The organism is Amycolatopsis sp. NPDC045836 (assembly GCF_056431745.1).
Map to the genome: position 1 here is coordinate 1 of NZ_JBWKKF010000031.1, position 15,176 is coordinate 15,176.

17 protein-coding genes and 2 tRNA genes are annotated in these 15,176 nt (G+C 71.2%); 4 read left to right on the forward strand and 15 right to left on the reverse strand.

Features of this window, described 5'->3' with window-relative positions; all coding sequences use genetic code 11:
- The first annotated feature begins 176 nt into the window (after positions 1-176).
- Entirely contained in the window at positions 177-2,018 is a 1,842-nt protein-coding gene (locus AC07EG_RS36455; RefSeq protein WP_478257823.1) for a dynamin family protein, read from the forward strand.
- On the forward strand, positions 2,015-3,457 hold the full coding sequence (locus AC07EG_RS36460) for a hypothetical protein (RefSeq protein ID WP_478257824.1): 1,443 nt from the start codon (positions 2,015-2,017) through the stop codon (positions 3,455-3,457). Before AC07EG_RS36455 ends, AC07EG_RS36460 begins: the two co-directional genes overlap by 4 nt.
- Before the next feature lie 38 nt (positions 3,458-3,495).
- Here the strand turns inward: AC07EG_RS36460 and AC07EG_RS36465 are convergent, their stop codons facing one another.
- The 8 genes from AC07EG_RS36465 to AC07EG_RS36500 form a co-directional block, all read right to left on the reverse strand.
- Positions 3,496-4,500 carry an autoinducer 2 ABC transporter substrate-binding protein gene (locus tag AC07EG_RS36465; protein WP_478257825.1) on the reverse strand — a complete coding sequence of 335 codons (1,005 nt, stop codon included), beginning with the start codon at positions 4,498-4,500 and terminating at the stop codon, positions 3,496-3,498.
- Positions 4,501-4,884: 384 nt separating this feature from the next.
- Entirely contained in the window at positions 4,885-6,018 is a 1,134-nt protein-coding gene (locus tag AC07EG_RS36470) for a transglycosylase SLT domain-containing protein (RefSeq protein ID WP_478257826.1), read from the reverse strand.
- A gap of 8 nt (positions 6,019-6,026) precedes the next feature.
- Complete coding sequence (locus AC07EG_RS36475; RefSeq protein WP_478257827.1) at positions 6,027-6,350, reverse strand: hypothetical protein; 324 nt, start codon at positions 6,348-6,350, stop codon at positions 6,027-6,029.
- A gap of 3 nt (positions 6,351-6,353) precedes the next feature.
- Complete coding sequence (locus AC07EG_RS36480) at positions 6,354-6,677, reverse strand: WXG100 family type VII secretion target (RefSeq protein ID WP_478257828.1); 324 nt, start codon at positions 6,675-6,677, stop codon at positions 6,354-6,356.
- A gap of 9 nt (positions 6,678-6,686) precedes the next feature.
- Positions 6,687-7,943: an amidase domain-containing protein gene (locus AC07EG_RS36485; protein ID WP_478257829.1), complete on the reverse strand. Its 1,257-nt coding sequence runs from the start codon at positions 7,941-7,943 to the stop codon at positions 6,687-6,689.
- Positions 7,944-7,987: 44 nt separating this feature from the next.
- The gene (locus tag AC07EG_RS36490) at positions 7,988-8,149 is read right to left on the reverse strand and encodes a hypothetical protein (protein WP_478257830.1); all 162 of its coding nucleotides are present in this window, start codon (positions 8,147-8,149) and stop codon (positions 7,988-7,990) included.
- 102 nt (positions 8,150-8,251) lie between these two features.
- A complete protein-coding gene (locus AC07EG_RS36495) occupies positions 8,252-8,977 on the reverse strand; it encodes a helix-turn-helix domain-containing protein (protein ID WP_478257831.1) in 726 nt (241 codons plus the stop codon).
- A gap of 376 nt (positions 8,978-9,353) precedes the next feature.
- A tRNA-Pro gene (locus tag AC07EG_RS36500) sits at positions 9,354-9,430 on the reverse strand.
- A gap of 83 nt (positions 9,431-9,513) precedes the next feature.
- On the opposite strand from AC07EG_RS36500, the gene AC07EG_RS36505 reads away from it, so the two are divergent.
- Positions 9,514-9,587 (forward strand) — tRNA-Gly (locus AC07EG_RS36505).
- 38 nt (positions 9,588-9,625) lie between these two features.
- Here AC07EG_RS36505 and AC07EG_RS36510 read toward each other — a convergent pair.
- From AC07EG_RS36510 to AC07EG_RS36540, 7 genes are all read right to left on the reverse strand, one after another.
- Positions 9,626-10,075: a nuclear transport factor 2 family protein gene (locus AC07EG_RS36510; RefSeq protein ID WP_478257832.1), complete on the reverse strand. Its 450-nt coding sequence runs from the start codon at positions 10,073-10,075 to the stop codon at positions 9,626-9,628.
- Positions 10,072-10,953 (reverse strand): TIGR03619 family F420-dependent LLM class oxidoreductase, encoded by an 882-nt coding sequence (locus AC07EG_RS36515; protein ID WP_478257833.1) that lies wholly within the window; start codon positions 10,951-10,953, stop codon positions 10,072-10,074. Before AC07EG_RS36515 ends, AC07EG_RS36510 begins: the two co-directional genes overlap by 4 nt.
- Positions 10,954-10,987: 34 nt before the next feature.
- Entirely contained in the window at positions 10,988-11,800 is an 813-nt protein-coding gene (locus tag AC07EG_RS36520; RefSeq protein ID WP_478257834.1) for a hypothetical protein, read from the reverse strand.
- A complete protein-coding gene (locus tag AC07EG_RS36525) occupies positions 11,797-12,507 on the reverse strand; it encodes an ABC transporter ATP-binding protein (RefSeq protein WP_478257835.1) in 711 nt (236 codons plus the stop codon). The genes AC07EG_RS36520 and AC07EG_RS36525 overlap by 4 nt, the downstream gene beginning before the upstream one ends.
- A complete protein-coding gene (locus tag AC07EG_RS36530) occupies positions 12,504-12,806 on the reverse strand; it encodes a transcriptional regulator (RefSeq protein WP_478257836.1) in 303 nt (100 codons plus the stop codon). The genes AC07EG_RS36525 and AC07EG_RS36530 overlap by 4 nt, the downstream gene beginning before the upstream one ends.
- Complete coding sequence (locus AC07EG_RS36535) at positions 12,806-13,426, reverse strand: hypothetical protein (RefSeq protein WP_478257837.1); 621 nt, start codon at positions 13,424-13,426, stop codon at positions 12,806-12,808. Before AC07EG_RS36535 ends, AC07EG_RS36530 begins: the two co-directional genes overlap by 1 nt.
- A 77-nt stretch (positions 13,427-13,503) precedes the next feature.
- Complete coding sequence (locus AC07EG_RS36540; RefSeq protein WP_478257838.1) at positions 13,504-14,037, reverse strand: AAA family ATPase; 534 nt, start codon at positions 14,035-14,037, stop codon at positions 13,504-13,506.
- A gap of 64 nt (positions 14,038-14,101) precedes the next feature.
- Here AC07EG_RS36540 and AC07EG_RS36545 point away from each other — a divergent pair, with 64 nt between their 5' ends.
- Positions 14,102-14,956 carry a class I SAM-dependent methyltransferase gene (locus AC07EG_RS36545; protein WP_478257839.1) on the forward strand — a complete coding sequence of 285 codons (855 nt, stop codon included), beginning with the start codon at positions 14,102-14,104 and terminating at the stop codon, positions 14,954-14,956.
- Positions 14,957-15,176 lie beyond the last annotated feature (220 nt).

Sequence of the window (15,176 nt, forward strand, 5' to 3'; positions counted from 1 at the left end):
TCTTGTACCGCCCAGTGGGTTCCTCCTCCGCCCTAACCACCCCCCCCCCCCCCCCCTCCCACCCCCCCCCCCCCCCCCCCCCCTCTTTTTCCCCCCCCCCCCTCCCCCCCCCCCCCCCCCCCCCCCCCCCCCGTCCCACTTTTGCATTTCGATTCGGACACGGCACACTCCTTCGGGTGATGGCTCCGCCCTGGCTCCAGCTGATGGACGACACCATCCGGGCCTGCGCCGCGCACGGGACCCCGGATCTGCTCCGTCGCCTGCGTGAAAGACGTGCGCAGCTGATCGACCCGAAGCTGCGCATCCTGGTCATCGGCGAGACCGGCCAGGGCAAGAGCCAGCTGGTGAACGCGCTGGTCAACGCGCCGGTGTGTGCCACGGGCGACGACCTGACCACCACCGTGCCCGCGGTGGTCGAGTACGCCGAAGCCCCCAGCGCGGCGGTGGTGCTGCACCCGTCCGCCCGCCAGGACCGGCTGCTCGAGAGCGGGCCGTCGAACCAGCTCGTGCCCGCCGCGGTGGATTCGGTGACCGCCGACGCCAACCGCGAGGCCGCCCAGCCCGGCACCGAGATCGCCCGCGCGCACATCGGCCTGCCCCGGGCCCTGCTCGCCACCGGCCTGGTGCTCATCGACACCCCGCCCGCCGGGGACGCCGCCCGCACCGCCACCGCGTTGTCGGAGATCCTGCAGGCCGACGCCGTGTTGATGGCCACCGACGCGACCAGCGAGTTCTCCCCGAGCGAGCTGGAACTGCTCGGCCAGGTCACCCGGGTGTGCCCGACGGTGATGGTGGCGCTGACCAAGATCGACATCGTGCCGGGCTGGCGGGTGGTGGCCGAGCGCAACCGCGCCCGGCTGACCGCGGCCGGGCTGAACGCCACCGTGGTACCGGTTTCGGCGGCGCTGCGGCTGGCCGCGGCCAAGGCGGGCGATCGCGACCTGAACGCCGAATCCGGCTTCGAGGAGCTGCTGCACCGGCTCAAGCACGAGTGGCTGGACCAGGCCGACGTGCTGCACAACCGGTCGGTGGCCGCGCTGGCCGGGATGACGGTGGACCAGCTGGTACCCCCGCTGCAGGACGAGTTCGCCGCCACGCAGCGCGGCGACTCGCCGGAAGCGGTGGCGCGCTGGCAGGCCGCCGGGCGCAAGCTGGAGCAGCTCCAGCAGGACTCCGCGCGCTGGCAGACGCTGCTCGGTGACGAGATCGCCGACCTGATCGCGGACCTGGAGTTCGACCTGCGTGACCGGACCCGGCAGATCCTGCGCGAGGTCGACGAGTACTTCGACGCCGCCGACCCCTCGCGCGACTGGGACGAGTTCGAGGACTGGCTGCAGGTCAACCTGGCCACCGTCGCCGAAACGAACTTCAACTGGCTGCTCGAGCGGTTCGACTGGATCGCGCACAAGCTGGTCCGCCAGGTCGCCCCCGGTGATCAGGACCTGCTGCACGAACTGCTGGTCGCGGACGCGCCCGCCGATCACGCGAGCGGGATGCGCAAACCGCGGGTCGAGCGGTTCAGCGTGGGCCAGAAGCTGTTCGTCGGCATGCGCGGGTCGTACACCGGCCTGCTGATGTTCGGCCTGGCGACCACCGTGGCCGGCATGCCGCTGATCAACCCGATCTCGCTGGGCGCGGGTGCCGCGTTCGGCGCGAAGAGCGTGTTCGAGGAGCGCGGCAACCGGCTCAAGCGGCGGCAGGCCACCGCGAAGACCGCCGCGCAACGCCACGTCGACGACTTCTTCCTGGCCTACGGCAAGGAGAGCAAGGACGCCGCGCGGCTGCTGCAGCGGGCCCTGCGCGACCGGTTCACCGCCTACGCCCAGCAGCGGCGCCAGGAGATCTCCGCTTCGGCCAAGGCGATCAAGCAGGTGATCGACGCCGAGGCCGCGCAGCGCAAGCAGCGCGCGCAGGAGATCAGGACCGCGGTCAGCGAGCTGGCCGCCATCCGCCAGCGGATCAAGGCCATGTCCGCCGCCCGGATCGTGCCCAGTTCCCCGCGTGGGCTGATCGCGTGATCGCCGAAGCCGCCGGTGCCCTGCTGCAGCGCGCGCTTTCGCTCTACCAGGACAGCGCCCGCGCGACGAGCTGGCTGGAGCGGCACCTGGCGCGGTTCGCCGAACCGCTGCGGCTGGCCGTGGTCGGCCCGGCGGCCACCGGGAAGTCCACGCTGGTCAACGCGCTGGCCGGGGACGAGGTGGCACCGCTCGAGCTCGGTGACCGCCAGGTGCTCACCTGGTACCGGGGCGGATCGGCACCGCGGGCGCTGGCGTACCCGCCGGGCGGGGCGGCGCCGTGGGAGCTGGCGGCCGACCGCAGCGAGCGGCGGTTGCGGGTGGAGCTGGCGCCACTGGCCGGGCAGCAGGTGGACCGGCTGGTGGTCGACTGGCCCAGCCGCCAGCTGCGCGACCTGGTGCTGCTGGACACGCCCGCGCTGGACCCCGAGGCCGGGCCGCAGGCGCTGGCCGGGGGGCTGACCGACGCCGACGCCGTGCTGTACCTGGTGCGCCGCCCGCACGGCCCGGAACTGGACGGCCTGCGCACGCTGCACGGCCCGCCGAGCGCCTGGGCGCCGCCGGTGCACACGATGGTGGTGCTCTCCCGCGCCGACGAACTCGGCGCCGGCCGGGTGGACGCGCTCATCTCGGCCCGGCAGGTGGCCCGCCGCTACCGCCGCACCGACGAGGTGCAGGACCTGTGCCAGGACGTGGTCGCGGTGGCCGGGCTGGTCGCCGGCGCCGGCCGCACGCTGGGTGAACCGGAGTTCGCCGCGTTGAGCGCGCTGGCCCAGGTGCCGCGGCCGGACCTGGAGAGCAGGCTGCTCTCCGCGGACCGCTTCGTCCGCGCCGACGCCCCGCTGCCGCTGCGGCCCGGCGCCCGCGAGTGGCTGCTGGGCCGGTTCGGCCTGTTCGGGCTGCGGCTGGCGACCACGCTGATCCGGCGTGGCGCGAACACCGTGCCGTCGCTGGCCGGGCAGCTGGTGCAGCGCAGCGGCCTCGGGGAGCTGCGGGACGGCATCGCGCAGCAGTTCGGCGCGCGGGAGGACGTGCTGAAGGCCCGCGCCGCCCTGCTCGGGCTGGAGGTGCTGCTGCGGCGGGAGCCCCGGCCCGGCGGGGAGCAGCTGGCCGCCGAACTGGACCGGCTGGTCTCCGGCGCGCACGAGTTCGCCGAGCTGCGGGTGCTGGCGGCGTTGCGCAGCGGCCGGACCGGGTTGCCGGAGGAGCTGGCCGAGGACGCCGTCCGGCTCACCGGTGGGGTCGGCGTCGGCCTGCTCGAACGCCTCGGCATCGAGGACGAGCTCTCCCCCGCGGAGTTGCAGGAGGCCGTCCAGGACGCGCTGTGGCACTGGCGGGAGCAGGCGGCGAACCCGGCGCTGAGCGGGACCGCCCGGCGGGCCGCCGAAGTGGTGCTGCGCAGCTGCGAGGGGATGCTGGTCGGGGCTCCGGCCTATGGGTGATGGCGCGAAGCGCTCCGCTGAGGGTGGTGGTGGGCGGGTCAGTAGTCGAACTGGTCGACGTTGTCGTTCGTGATCAGCAGCGGGTCCCCGAGCACCAGGGTCTTCTCGGCGGCGCTGTAGCGGACGGCTGGCAGTTCGGGGCTGACGTTGTTCATCGGCTCGAACACCTTGCCGTCGGCGGTCTGCTTCGCCGCCCACGCCGTCAGGTAACCGAGGTTCTCCACGTCCCAGAGCACCGAGGCCGACGCCGAACCGTCGCGCAGGTACTCCTTCATGGTCTGCGGGGTACCGACGCCGACGGTGAACACCTGCCCGATGCGCCCGGCCTCCCGCACCGCCCTGGCCACCCCGGGCGCCGAGGTGGTGCACTCGCCGACCAGCCCGGTCAGCTGCGGGTGCGCGGCCATCAGCTCCTTGGCCTTGGCCGTCGCGGCGTCCTGGTCCTCGCCGACGTAGACGATGTCGACGATCTGCGCACCGGTGTAGTTCTGCGCGGTGTAGGCCTTCTGCACCGCGATCCAGGCGTTGAGGTTGACCGCGGCCGGCCCGCAGGACACGATCGCGTACTGCCCGGTGCCGCCGGTCTTGCGCATCAGCGCGTCGGTCAGCGCGCGGCCGATGCTCTCCGCGCCCGCCTGGTTGACGAACAGTTCACGGCCCGAGTTGGGGGCGTCGGTGTCGGTGGTCAGCACGCGGATGCCCTTGGCCCTGGCCTCGGCGACCACCGGCGCGATGGCGTCGGGGTCGTTCGGCGCGACCACGATCACGTTCACCTCCCTGGCGACGAAGTCCCGCACCACGGCGACCTGCTCGGCGGCGTCCGCGGTGAGCGGGCCCCGGTAGGTCCAGCGCACGCCGAGCAGTTCCGCGGCCCGCTTGCCGCCCTCGTTCATCGCGTCGAAGTAGGCGATCGACTGCACCTTGGGCACGAAGGCGACCTCGATGTCCCCGGCCGGCGGCTCGGCAGGCGGTTCGGCCCCGCACCCGGTCAGCGCCAGGCAGGCCGCGGCCGCGATTCCGGCGAGCCGTCTCGGCAGCCTCATCCATGGGTCCTTTCGTCGGGGCGCACGCGCACACCAGAACGAACGTCCACCACGAGGGTTGCGGCCGAGTAACCAAATCGCCGCGGTCTGATCAGGGTTGGCGGGCTGCCGGACCGGGCGTGCGCGAACACGGAGTGTACGCGGACGGGCTCCCACCGCCGCGTCCCGGTCCCGCCTGTGACGTGACCCGGCTCACCGCCATCCGGGCGAACCGGTACCACTGGATACGCGGCGTACGGGCCGCCGGTTCGCCGCCCCGTACGCGATTAACACCGGACCAGACCGGGTAACTCGAGCGAGCAGGGGCGGGCGGCCTGGGCCCGAGCCGTCCGTCCCGAGGTCCCGCTCGTACAAACCACGTCGCGAGCGGGGCCGTCCCCCAACTCAGCGCACCAGCCCGCCGACTTCGTTCGCCTGCGCGTACCGCTTGGCGAAGCTGTCCGACCGCTCGGTCATGTTGCCGTAGTCCGGGAAGCCGGTGTCGTCGCGCAGCCACGCCCGGATGAGCTTGTCGTCGGCGGCGTAGGCGGTGTAGGCCTGCTCGTCGGTGATGCCGTAGGTGTTCTTGAGGTGGTGCAGGTTGGCGGCGGCGAGGTCGATCGCCAGCCGGTCGTCGCGGGCGAGCCTGCCCCTGATCTCGTCCTGGCCGACCTTCTCGCCGTGGTACTTCTCCATCAGCTCCGCCGCCGTCCCCGCCTGCATCTGGCCGATGCCAACGGAATTGCCGGCCACACCCCCCGATTCCAGGCGGCGGAACAGGTCGAACGGGACCTTGGTGGCCAGCTGCCGCCCTTCGCCCTCCTGGATCAGCAGGGCGGCGAGCACCTTCGGGTTGATGCCGTACTTGTTCGCGGCGGTCACGATGTCCTTGCCGTGCGGGTCGAGGAAGCTGCCGGAGCCGGTCACCGAACTCTTCCAGGCACCGGCGTTCCAGGCGGCGGCGAAGCTGGTGTGGGTGGGCTGGTTGAAGTCGTGCTGCTCCCCGCCGAGGTTGGCCCGCAACGCCCAGGCCGCCGTCTGGTCCGCTTCGGACGCGTCGCGCAGCACGTGGTTGATCCGGGTCTGGATGGCCTCGATCGCGTGCCTGCCCTCCTCGATGGCGTCGCGGGCGTCGTCCTTGCCCCGCCAGGTGGACCGGTCCTGCCCGTCGATCGGCGGATTCGCCGTCACCTCGCCGTTTTCGGCGACCTCGAGCCCCTTCGCCGGTGCCTCGTGGTCGGCGATCCGGTAGAGCGCGTCCTGGTTGCGCTTGATCCGGCCGTGGGCCTCCTCCAGCAGGTCGCGGATGCCCTTGGCCTGCTTGGCGGCGTCGTCGAACTCCTTGCTCGTCTCCCCGATGAACGACAGCGCCTGCTGGGCGGCGGGCCCCTTCCAGCCCGACGCCTTGAGCGGCTGGGCCACCGAATCCGTCAGCTCCGCGCCGAGCGCCTCGATCCTGCCGATCACCTTGCCCCAGTCCTCGACGGCCTGTTCGAGGGCGTGCACCGGGGCGTGGTACAGGTTCTCGTACTTCAGCATGCCCCCGCCTATTCGAAGAACTCGGCGATTTCCGCCATGGACAGTTCGGTCTTGTCCTCGGTCACCCGGTAACCACCGGCGCCGGCGGCCAGGCTCTGCTCGATCTTGTGGCACGCCTGGTGCAGCGTGGTGATCTGCGAGTACCAGAGTTCGCCGGTGCTCTTGAGCGCGTCGCCCAGCTGGAAGTTCTCCCCGCCGAGCGTGCGGCCGGCGGTCTGCGTGGTGTCGTCCGGGAGCCGCCCGTCCCTGCCCAGCCGGTCCCGCACCCCGCCCGCCTCACCGGACGCCTGCTTCAGCACCGCCGGGTCGACCTCGTAACCGTCGTTCCCCACGGCTCAGCTCGTTTTCAGGTCGCCGAGCACGGTGCTGAGCCGTTCCCGCGCCTCTTTGTCCATGTTCGACACGCTCTGCGCGCTCTGGTCGAGCTTCCACGCGGTGTTGGCGGTCTGCTCGACCAGCGTGGTCAGCTCCTTCCACCAGGTGTGCCCGCATTCGGTGAGCGCCGCGCCCGAAGCCCAGCCGCCGTGCGCCGAGGCGGCCTGGTTGCCGCTGTCGAACAGCGAGCCGATGGTGTTCTTGGCCTGGTCGGCGCTGGCACGCAGGTCGTCGGCCACCTGCCGGACGCCGTCCGGGTTCATCCGGATGTTCGGGTTGCCCATGGCTTCCTCCTAGTCCCAGTTCGGGTGGGGGCGGACGATCAGCGGGGTGTCCCCGTAGCCGGTCTGGATCTCGTTGTGCGGCGCACGCGAACCGAGGCCGATGTTCGTGCGGTTCGAGTTGTGCTGGGTGTAGAGGATTTCCCCGTCCGGCGTGACGGCGGTGACCAGCGCGGTGTGGTGGATGGTGCCGCTCTCGTTCCGCAGGTAGAGGATGTCGCCCGGCCGCGCGTCCTTGGTCTGCACGCTTTCCCCGCCGTTGGCGAGCAGGTAGTCGTGGTGGTTCTGCGCGGCACCCCACGCGGCGCCGTGCTGGGTCTTGTCGAACGAGCCGTACCCCGGGATGCTCGGGAAACCCTGGTGGTCCTCGTTCCAGCCGGTCTTGCCGCCGCCGTCCTGCGGCAGCATCCCGCCCTCGTTCATCGCGTAGGACACGAAGTTGGTGCAGTTGGCCATGCCGGGGATGTCGGTGTGGTCGGTGTTGCCGTACTTCTCGGCCCAGCGGATCATCTCGATCCGGTTCAGCCCGTCGTCGCCGACCATCTGCTTCTTCACGTCGTCGGGGATGCCCGGCATGTCGTAGAGGTTCACCGGCGCGGCCTGCAGGTACTGCTTGCGCTCGGCGTCGGTGAGGCCCTTCCACCACTCCGCCTGCGTGGCGGCGTCGGCGTTGATCGGCATGGTCTGCTTGAGCATGTTGAGCCCGGCGTGCCCGGCCTTCTTCACCTCGTCGTTGAGGACCTCGTCGGCCAGCTGCTGCTGGGTCAGCACCTTGGTGATGCCGGCGGGCTGCATCAGCCGCCGCAGGCTGTCCGCGGCTTCCTCGTCGATCTTGGTGGCGTCGTTGACGGCGTCCCAGATGAGCCAGCCCGCCCGCTTCGCGTGCTCGGCCGCCTTCGGGTCGTCGGTCCCCGATGGCACGGTCACCCCGCCGTTGCCGTCTACCTCGAGCCCGGCCTCGGTGGCGGATTCGACGGCGGCGTCGAGGTTGCGCTTGGCCGCGGTCAACGCGGTGGCCAGCCCGTCGAGGGTGACCACCACGCCGCGGATGGCCATGCCGGCGGCCTGGAAGTCCTGCGCGATCTTGCGGCAGTGCCCGCCCGCCTTCTCACCGAGCGTGTCGCCCCACTGCTCGCCGAGGGCCTTGCCACCCCGTTCGTACAGGTTCTCGGCGGCGGTCTCGGCTTCCTTCGCCAGCTTGAGCCAATCGTCGGCCGCGGTGGCGAAGGTGGCCGGCTTCGCCGCCTTGAGCTGCTGGTAAGTGACCATGCGCCTGACCATGGCCTCGCCGCGGCGGTGGTGGTGCCGGTCGATCACCCCACACTTCCGCCGCACACGGCGACGCTCTCGGGACCGGCCACGGACACCTGGTCCTGGCCGGTCGCGGCCCCCGCCGGAGCGGTGGCCCCCAGCAGCAAACCGGTGGTGGCGACGACGGTGGCCGCGCCGGCGAGCAGGCGGTTTCGAGTGTTCACGACAAGAACTGCCCCTCGTTTCGGAATCATTTGCCGGCGACCACGACAACAGCAGCGGTGGAAACGGGAAAGGGTTCGTCTCGTTGAACGGGACGCGTGGATTCAGCGACCGTCGCCCCAGGATTCGATCGCCGACAACGCCGTGGCGGGTAGCCGCGCCAGGTTCGCGCTGATCGCCGCCGCGGCGTGCTGCGCGACCGGCGCGATGGAAGCCAGTCGCCTGCCGTCGAAGACCGCCACCGCCACCGCGGCGACCACCTCGCCGGACGGCGCGAACACGGGAACGCCGAGGCACGCCGCCCGCCACGGCGCGGACCGCCGGTAGTCGAACGCGATGCCCCGGTCCGCGGCCCTGGCCACCATGCGCCGCCACTCGGCCGCGGAGTAGCCCTCCGGCGGCGCCGCCTCGGGTGCGGTGGTGGCGAAGACCACGTCCGCGGCGCACCCGCGGGGCAGCAGCGTGCCGGGGCTCCACGGCCGCACGTCGTCCAGCTCGCCGGACACCCCGGCCACGATCGTGGACTGCCCCGACGCCGCCACGGTCAGCCCCACGCTCGCCCGGTCGGAGTTCACCGCGAGCTGCCGAAGCGGCTGCTGGGCGGCGGCGCGCAACAGGGGCACGGGCTCCCACGCCTGCCCGAGCCGGAACAACCGCGGCCCGATGCGGTAACGCCCGGCGGTGCGCTGAACCGCTCCGAGTGCGGTCAGCTGGTCCAGCAACCGGTGGACCGTCGCCTTGGGCAACCCGGTACGCCCCGCGAGCCGAGCCGGACCGGCTTCCCCTTGGGAGGTGAGCGCGTCCAGCAGGAGGAAGGTCCCCTCCAGCACCCCACGCCCACCCCGGTGCCCTTGTTCCATTCCGAACCCCCCGTTCAGCGACAGGAGGCGGGGAGCCGGGGCGGAATACACCAGAAACCCGATCGGGTCAGCCTCAACGCCCGCTATCCGCGAATACGCGTTCTTGCGGACTTCACGTTTCTGCAGAAGGCATGGTGCATGGCCGGAGTTCCGCTCGGGGAGCTTTCACTCAGCGGGTGCTCGCCGTTTCGCCGCGGCCGCCCCGCGACACCGTCCGCCTGCTCAGTGCCCTCACGCCGATCCCGGACAGGGTAGCGGTGACCAGCGCGCCTGCCACGTCACCAAAGCGACCGACCGGACCGGAAGCGTCGGCGGACTACACACGTCTCTGCTGGTCAGAGACCTCTGGTCGGGATGACAGGATTTGAACCTGCGACCCTCCGCTCCCAAAGCGGATGCGCTACCAAGCTGCGCCACATCCCGTAAGCCGGCCACCACCCGGGTGGCTTGCACCCAGCTTAGCGGCAACCGGTAAGCTGCCTGTGCACCCGGTCCTCCGGGAGCACGCGGGCGTAGCTCAATGGTAGAGCCCCAGTCTTCCAAACTGGCTACGCGGGTTCGATTCCCGTCGCCCGCTCCAGCAGCGAAACCGCAGGTCAAACCGGCCAAGGCGCGCCGTCAGGTCGGTTTGACCTCTCGGGCGGTAGCCATCGCCCGTTCCGTTTCCCAGAAGGCGCGCATCGAGCGGATCAGGCCGTCCTCGCCCACCCGGTAGACGAAGACGCCGTCCGTGTCCACGCGGTAGTTCCCCGGCAGGTACGTGGTGATGGTGCCGACGTTGGCCACCTCGTTCCCCGCGGCGTGCGAGTCGCGGATGGTGAACTCGAACCGCTCCACCTGCCCGATCGCCTTGTCCCAGAAGGCCGCGATGCCCTCGTGGCCGTGGTGGCCGGTGCCGTCCGGGTCGAAGAAGGACGGGCCGACCGGGTCCTCCACCGTCGCGTCCGGGGCGAACAGGGACAGCCACTCCTCCTTCGCGCCCCGGGTCACGGCGGTCATCGAGCGCCAGGCGGCCACCCGCGCCGGCGGCTGGTCGGCCTCGGGGTCCCAGCAGACCGAGATGCTCATCCGTCCTCCCCTACCGCCGCGATGACCTCCGCGCCGAACTTGCGGATCGAGTCCTTCTTGGCCGGCAGCTCACCGTCGAAACCGATGCCGTCGAACACCCACGGCATGGTGATCACGTCGGTCACCCCGATCTCCGCCTGCGCCCGGTAACCGTCCACGCCGAAGCTGTCGATGCACACCGCCTGGTACTCGAACGGCACGTCCCCGCGCCCCTCCTCGGCCAGCAGTGAGCGCAGCCGGCCGATCGTGGAGCGCAGGTCGTCGAACTTCATCATCGCCGACGACCAGCCGTCCCCGTACTTCGCGGCCCGGCGCAGGGCGGCCTCGGTGTGGCCGCCGATGTAGAACGGCACCCGCTTCGGCGGCGTCGGGCTCATCCGCAGCTTCCCGAAGTCGAAGAACTCGCCGTGGTACTCGACCATCCCGCCGTCGAGGATCAGCCGCAGCACCTCGATCGCCTCGTTCACCCGCTTGCCGCGCCGGGCGTACGGCGCGCCGCACCATTCGAACTCCTCCGGCGACCAGCCCACCCCCAGCCCCAGCCCGAACCGGCCGCCGGTCAGCGCGGCCACCGAGTTCACCTGCCTGGCCAGCAGCACCGGGTTCCGCGAGCCGAGCTTGAGCACCGAGGTGTAGAACTCGAGGTCCGTGGTGACCGCCCCCATGGCCGCCGCGGCGACCAGCGGATCGGCCCAAGGCGTTTCCTCGTTCCAGAACCTGTTCCCGTCCGGGGTGTACGGGTAGTCCGCGGACACCTCCTCGGAGTAGAACAGCGAGTCCGGCAGCACGACCGAGGAGAAACCGCTCTGTTCGGCCGTGACCGCCAGCTCGGTGAGCTGGTCCAGTGGGCTCATGGCAACCGAGAGGGAGAACTTCACACCGCAGAACTATAACGTGTTCTAGTCGGACTGGCTATCCCGCGTCACGCCGCCGGAACACCGCGGCGGCCACCGCGAACGACCCCGCCGCGTACGCCGCGAGCACCAGCGCGGCAACCGGGCCGCTGGTCGTGGCCACCACCCCCGGTGCCTCGCGCACCCCGAACGCCACCGCCAGCGAGCCGGAGTTCGCCCCGAGCAACCCGGTCCGCAGGGCGCCGACCAGCGGGAGCGAAGCCAGCGGCGCGGACAGCTGGTCGAGCACCACGGTCACCAGCAGCCCCACGCCGATCCCGGCGCCGACGCCCCGGACCAGGATGCCGACCGCGAAACCGGTCGCCGCCCACGCCGTGAGCACCAGCCAGATCGCGGCGAACACCAGCAGCACCGGGCCGGGCCCCGGCAACGCGAACGACCGCCCCGACGCCACCGCGACACCCGTGCTGCCGACGAAGCTGGCCAGCAGCGTGACCGCCGAGAGCAGGGAGCTCGCGGCCACCACCGTGAGGAACTTCCCGCCCAGGAACGAAATCCGCGACGGACGCCGGATCAGCAGCGTGCGCAGCGTCGCCCAGCGGTAGTCCGAAGTGGACAGGATGACACCGAGCACCAACGCCATCGGGCCGCCGAACGCGGGCAGCCCGCCGAGGATGTACCGGTCCAGCCCGGCGGGCAGCAGCGCGCCGAGCAACGCCTCCGAGTCCGCGGCGGTCAGCCCACCGCGCATCAGGTACACCAGCAGGTAGCTGAACCCGAGGACCTGCACGAACCAGATGCCGCTGACGATGAACAACGCCGGGTGCCGCCGCAACGCGAACAGCTCGGCCCGGACCGCCACGGCGCTCACGCGGCCCACTCCCCGGCACCGGTCAGCTCGAAGAACCGCTCCTCCAGCGAACGCCCCGCCCTCAGCTCCGGCAGCGTGCCTTCGAACACCACCCGCCCGGCGCGGAGGACGCCCACCCGGTCGCAGACCTGCTCGACCTCGCCGAGCAGGTGGCTCGACAGCAGCACCGTGCTGCCCCCGTCCCGGAGCGACCGGATCAACTCGCGAAGCGCCGCCACGCCCGCCGGGTCGAGGCCGTTGGCGGGTTCGTCGAGCACCACCAGTTCGGGCGAGCCCAGCAGGGCCGACGCCACCCCGAGGCGCTGCTTCATGCCCAGCGAGTACCCGCGGTACCGGTCGTCCGCCCGGCCGGCGAGGCCGACCCGCGCCAGTGCTTCGTCCACTTCGGACTCCGGCAGCCCGGCGTACCGGGTGAGCAGGCGGAGGTTGTCCCGGCCGGTCAGGTGCGGGTAGAAGGCGGCGCCCTCGACCAGCGCGCCGACGCGGCGGAACACGGCCGGGTCGCCCGGCGGGTGCCCGAGCACGCGCACCGTGCCCGAACTCGGCCGGACCAGGCCGAGCAGCGTGCGCATCAGCGTGGTCTTGCCCGCCCCGTTGCGGCCGACCAGCCCGTACACCCGTCCCGCCTCGACGTTCAGGTCGATGCCGTCGAGCGCATCGGTGCGCCCGTAGCGCTTCCGCAGCGCGCCGACCTCGATGGGCTTCATTCTCCGCTCCCGTTCAGCAGCGCCTTCAGCGCCGCCGTGTAGTCCTCGAAGGCCAGCCGTCCGCGCCGGGTGAGCGACACGTAGGTCACCGGCGTGCGGCGCTGGTGGGTCTTGGTGATCTCGACGTACTCCGCGTCTTCGAGCTTGCGCAGGTGCGTCGACAGGTTCCCGGCGGTCATGCCGAGCAGGTCCTGCAGCCGCGGGAAGGAGATCGAGTCGCCGTCGGCGAGCGCCGCCAGCGCGACGGTCACCCGCAGCCGGGCCTGGGCGTGGATGACCGGGTCCAGTTCCACGCCCATCAGCACCGCCGCCGCTGGAACAACGCCTGCGCGCCGAAGCCGAGCAGGCCGCCGACCGCCACCACCGCCGACTGGTAGTCCTTGCCCACCAGCACCGCGCCGACCGCGGTCAGCAGGAACACCACCCCGGCGCCGTAGAACACCGTGTCGCGGAACATCGCGCCACCGGCCAGGCACAGCGCCCCGGCCAGCGCCATCGTGGTGCCCGCCCACAGCGGCGGTACCAGGTCCACCGGCAACCCCTTGGCCATCAGCAGCAGGTTCACCGCGATCAACGCGGCGTAGCTGAGCGGCCAGCTGATGCCGTACATCGCCCCGGCCCGTGACGACGACCCGCGGACGCCCTTGCCGGAGCGGATGCCGACCACCGCGGAGACCACCGAACCGGCGGCGACCAGCGCGGTCATCACCACCCCCGGCACCCAAGCCGGGAACACCGGTCCCGGCCAGCCCTGACCGGCCAGGTGGAAGACCAGGAAGGCGAGGAACCACAGCACCGCCCACATGGCCCCGATGTGCTGCACGCCGCCGTGCAGCTGCTTCGCCACCACCGCCCGCTCTCGATCGATCAGGTCCAGCGACTCCCGCGCCGACCAGTTCGGCGGGTCCCCTTCCGGCATCCCGGCCACATCCCCTCAGCTTTGCATTTCAAAGTATCTGGACTTTGTACCGCAAAGCTCTCGGCCGGGGCAAGCGGTTACGGCAGCTGCCCCTCCCGCCAGCCGCGGTCGAGGATCTCCGCGGCCGTCTGGGCCGGGGTCTGCCGCGACGAGTCCAGCCAGAGGCCCAACCGCGGGGTGTTCCGGCGGAGCTCGGCGTCCATCATCTCGGGCGTGTAACCCACATACGCGCTCTTGGCCCGCCCGCGTTCGCGCTCGGCGACCACGGCCGGATCGGGGGCGAGCACCACCACGATCAGCGGACGGCTGCGCAGCATGCCGACCACCTCGGCCAGGTACGGGCCGAGCACGACGTCCTGGAACACCACGCTGAACCCGGCCTCGAAGTAACCGTCGGCGCAGGCCGCCGCCAGCCGATAACGCAGCCGCAGTTGCGCTATCGCTTCCCGGGTGGGTTCGGCGGACATTTCGTGCCTGCCGGTGACCACCATCTTGCGGAAGAGGTCACCGCGCAGGTGGACCGCGGACGGCAGCGAGCCGGCGAGTTCCTGCGCCACGGTGGACTTGCCCGAGGCGGAGATGCCGGTGATGAGGTAGACGGCTTTCGACATGCCGCCAATGCTCTCAGCCCGCCCGATCGCCCGCAGCTGAATTTGTTGCCACCGGCGGATTCGGGTGAGCAAAATCGTCCGCCATGAGCACACGGGGCGTTTTCACCGGGAGCACCGCCGACCACTACGCGAATACCGCCGGGGTTACCGGCCCGAGGAGATCGAATTCCTGGCGGAGCGGTTCGCGTTGGGCGAACGGTCGAAGGTGCTCGACCTCGGGTGCGGTACCGGGCAATTGACCGTACCGCTGGCCGCGCACGCCGGGTTCGTGCTGGGACTCGACCCGTCCGCGGACATGCTGGCGCACGGGAGGCGGCGGGCCGAGGCGGCCGGGGTGACCAACACCGCGTGGCTGCTCGGGTACGACTCCGACCTCGGTGACCTCAGTGGTCTCGGTGGCCCCAGCAGCCGCACCGCCCTGCTGGCCGAGGAGAGCCTGGCACTGGTGACGATCGGGCAGGCCCTGCACTGGATGGCCGCCGGAACGGTGTTCACCACGCTTCGGCCACTGCTCGAACCCGGCGGCGGGATAGCGGTGCTCGCCAATGGGACACCGGTCTGGACCCAGGACGCGCCCTGGGCGCCCGCCCTGCGCGAGACCGCGTCGAAGTGGCTCGGCCCGCTGCGCTTCCCCACCTGCGGCAGCAGCGAGGCCGAACGCGCCGAGTACGCGAACCTCCTGGCCGGAGCCGGGTACACCGGGGTCGAAGAGCATCGGGCGGACTACCTCGAGACGTTCGGCATCGACGAGTTCCTCGGTTCCTTCTACTCGGCCGCACCCCGCGAGCGCCTGCCCGCGGAGCAGTGGGACCTCTTCGACCAAGATCTTCGCCAGGCATTGACCGCCGCGCAACCGGACGGCCGATTCACCGAAGCGGTTCCGGTGCGAATACTGATCGGGCGTAAACCACAAGGGTGATCGACGCCACGGATAACCTGTGATGTGCGTCACAACAGTTCCGATTACTGTCCGTCTACCTAGTTCCTTTTGAGCTGGGAATCTTTACTTCGCGCTCCATTCGAGCTGTTGCCCGAGTCACCGGTAAGGGGACGGAAGCGATTTCGAAAACCGGGCGATCGCGTGTTTATCGTCCCGTGATCGGCCTATTCGGTCGAGGACCCCGACACGCGAGAAACAC

Coding starts and splice junctions, on each gene's coding strand:
- AC07EG_RS36470 (WP_478257826.1), bottom strand. CDS start 6,018: ATGCTGAAGTACGAGAACCTGTACCACGCCCCGGTGCACGCCCTCGAA.
- AC07EG_RS36510 (WP_478257832.1), bottom strand. CDS start 10,075: ATGAGCATCTCGGTCTGCTGGGACCCCGAGGCCGACCAGCCGCCGGCG.
- AC07EG_RS36485 (WP_478257829.1), bottom strand. CDS start 7,943: ATGGTCACTTACCAGCAGCTCAAGGCGGCGAAGCCGGCCACCTTCGCC.
- AC07EG_RS36540 (WP_478257838.1), bottom strand. CDS start 14,037: ATGTCGAAAGCCGTCTACCTCATCACCGGCATCTCCGCCTCGGGCAAG.
- AC07EG_RS36525 (WP_478257835.1), bottom strand. CDS start 12,507: ATGAAGCCCATCGAGGTCGGCGCGCTGCGGAAGCGCTACGGGCGCACC.
- AC07EG_RS36465 (WP_478257825.1), bottom strand. CDS start 4,500: ATGAGGCTGCCGAGACGGCTCGCCGGAATCGCGGCCGCGGCCTGCCTG.
- AC07EG_RS36535 (WP_478257837.1), bottom strand. CDS start 13,426: ATGCCGGAAGGGGACCCGCCGAACTGGTCGGCGCGGGAGTCGCTGGAC.
- AC07EG_RS36530 (WP_478257836.1), bottom strand. CDS start 12,806: ATGGGCGTGGAACTGGACCCGGTCATCCACGCCCAGGCCCGGCTGCGG.
- AC07EG_RS36480 (WP_478257828.1), bottom strand. CDS start 6,677: ATGGGCAACCCGAACATCCGGATGAACCCGGACGGCGTCCGGCAGGTG.